We start from the raw sequence: 2,704 nt of genomic DNA on the forward strand, positions 1-2,704 counted from the left end.
GTTCTCCTCCTGGTGCTGGGGTCGGGGCCCGACGCCGCCACTCGGTGGAGGCGGCCATGTTCATCGACCGATGCCCGGCGCGGCGCCCCCACGGGCGAGGGATGGTCCCCGCCGCTCCGCCTCGGGACGGGGGACGCTCGGTACCGGCACGACGGGCCGCGGGGGAGCGGCTGCCGTCCGGTCGGGCGACCGGTCCTGGCGGTCGCGGGCGGCCTCTCGAGCGGCCAGCTCGGCGGCGTGGCCGGGGCCGAGGTCGGCCCGGTCGCGGCCGAAGACGGCGATCCACTGCGCCCGGGCCTCGGCCACGTCGGCGGCGACGAGGTGCGCGGTGTTGGACACCCGTCCGCGGGTCATGCCGACGTAGGCCGAGGCCGCGCCGGTCTGGTCGCCGATCACCACGTGCGCGGTGGGAACGGTGTTCCCCTGCACGCCGTACGCGGTGGTGGCGTAGGCCAGCTCCACGTGGTCGGTGACGTAGCCGGCGGGCAGCACCCGGACTGGTGCGCCGGCCGGGGTGACATTGCCCCGGGGGACGACCCCGGTGGCCGTGTCGGAGGTGACCAGCAGCCCGCCTCGTCGGCCGACCGCGGTGACGGTCCACGTGTCCCGGTTGGCCACCTCCAGGTTCCGGTCGTTGCGCCGGGTGGCGATCCGGTCGCCGGCGCCGATCCGCTGCCCCGCCCGCGTGATCACCACCCGGACGTCATCGACGCGGCCGTCGGCGACCAGCCGGTCGCGGATGGCGGCGTTCAGCTCGGTGACCTGCTCGCGGGTGTCGGCCACCACGGCGACGACGGCCGCCCGATGCTCGTGGGCGGCGATCGCGGCCAGGGCGTCCTGCAGCGCGACGTGGTCGGGGCAGGTGAATCCGGCCGCGGGCGAGGAGGGCGTCGAACACCTCACCCGGGGTGTCACCCCGCCGCATCGCCAACGTCAGCTCGGCGTACTCGCGGTCCGGAACCGACTGGCCGGTGCCGTTGGTGCGGATGAAGCGGTGCACCGACTCCAGAGTGAGATGGGCGGCCGGGTCGACCTGAGCGGTGGCCAGGTCCAGGACCCCGCCGCGGCCGACCGCGGCGAGCTGGTGGCGGTCGCCCAGCAGCGCCAGCCGCACCCCGGCCTCGTCGGCGAGGGTGAGCAGAGCGCGGGCGGTGTCCTGGTCGACCATGCCGGCCTCGTCGACGATCAGCAGATCGTCGGGCCGCAGCCGGCTCCCCTCCGCCGGCCCGGTGTGGATGCGGTCGGTGACCGGGTCGACCTCGCCGAGGACGAGTCGGGTCCACTCGCCGTGCTCGTTCCATCGCCAGCCGTGGGCGAAGACGAGGGACGCTGCCGACCCGGTGGTCACGCCCACCTCCGCGCGGGCGGCCTGGGCGGCCTTCAGCGGGGTGACCACCATCAGCCGCCGTCCCTGCCGCTGCAGCAGGTCACGGGCAGCGGCCAGCGTAGTGGTCTTGCCCGTCCCGGCCGCGCCCTCCACGACCATCAACCGCCGGTCGCCGGCCAGGACGGCGACCGCCGCGGCCTGACCAGCGTCCAGGCCCCGGACAATGCCAGCCGGCAGCGGCGCCAACGGCGGTGCACCCAGCGGTGGCTGACCGGCGCGGGCGGCGAACCGGATGCGCAGGTCGGCCTCCACGGCGAGCACCGGTCGCGAGGTCCAGGACCGGACGTGTTCGGGCACTCCCTCCCGGTCCACCAGGGGAACGCACCGGTCGAGAGCGCGGGCGCTGAGGTCCTCGGCCAGCTCGAGGCGCACCGCCGTGTGGGCGACGATGCCGTCGGCGGCGATCAACCGCTCGACCTCGCCGCGGACGTCGGCGGCGTTCCAGGCCGAGCGGCTGGCGGCCAGCCGGGTCAGCACGGTGTCGACGGCAGCTTCGCGGTCGAGCGCGCCGATGGGGGTCGGGGCCAGTGAGACGGGGTGGGCCGGATCGCGATAGCCCAACGCCCCCAGCTCGGCTCGCCACCGCGCCACGAGGTCGGCCCCGGAGCGGGGGATGACCTTGTCCGGGCGCCCCTCGGCCCAGGCGCGGGCATCCCACGCCCGCCGCAGCGCCGGACCGGGCTGTTCTCCGGGGTGCGCCACCATCCAGTTGCGCTCGTAGCGGTCCAGGTTGCGCCCGATCTGCGTCGCCCTTGCGCTGAACGGGCCGACGTAGGCGGCAAGCTCCGGTATTTCTCCAGTCGCATCCAGGGTGAAGCCGTGCGCGGCGAGTGCGGCCCGGAACTGCGGATCGCAGGCCACCGCGGCGTGCCCGATTCCATTGATGGCGGCGAGAGAGTCGCGGATTCCGACTGTGTGCAGCCCGCGCCATTGTTCGGCGGCGAAAACCCGGGCGCCGATCTGCAGGTGCAGATGCCGGTGCGGGTCTCCGGCGCGGGAGGTGTAGTGCCTCACCGTCACCGCCTCCAGCACCTCCACCGGCACCTGGACCTGGCCGCCGCGCGGGCCCACCCGGGTCGTCGCGTGGCCGGCGAGCCAGCCGATGATCTGGGCGGCGGCGCGGTCTTGGGCTGCGTCGTAGGCGTCCGCGACGTCGTAGTGCATCGCGGCGGCCAGCGACCAGGACTTCGGGCCGTTGACTACCACTTCGACGAAGCGCACCGCCCGCTCGTCGGTGCGCAGCCGCCCCCGTGGGTTGCCGGTGTCCGGGTCGCGGCCGGCCACCCAGGCCTCGTAGCCCTCGCCCGCCAGCGGCGC

Annotated in this window: 1 pseudogene; it reads right to left on the reverse strand. The window is 75.2% G+C overall.

Annotation, left to right across the window (positions count from 1 at the left end):
• Positions 1-204: 204 nt before the first annotated feature.
• A pseudogene (mobF, locus tag E4P43_RS19665) lies at positions 205-2,704 on the reverse strand (MobF family relaxase); the annotation flags it as partial.

This window comes from Blastococcus sp. TF02A-35 (assembly GCF_004571075.1).
Classification (GTDB): Bacteria; Actinomycetota; Actinomycetes; order Mycobacteriales; family Geodermatophilaceae; genus Blastococcus.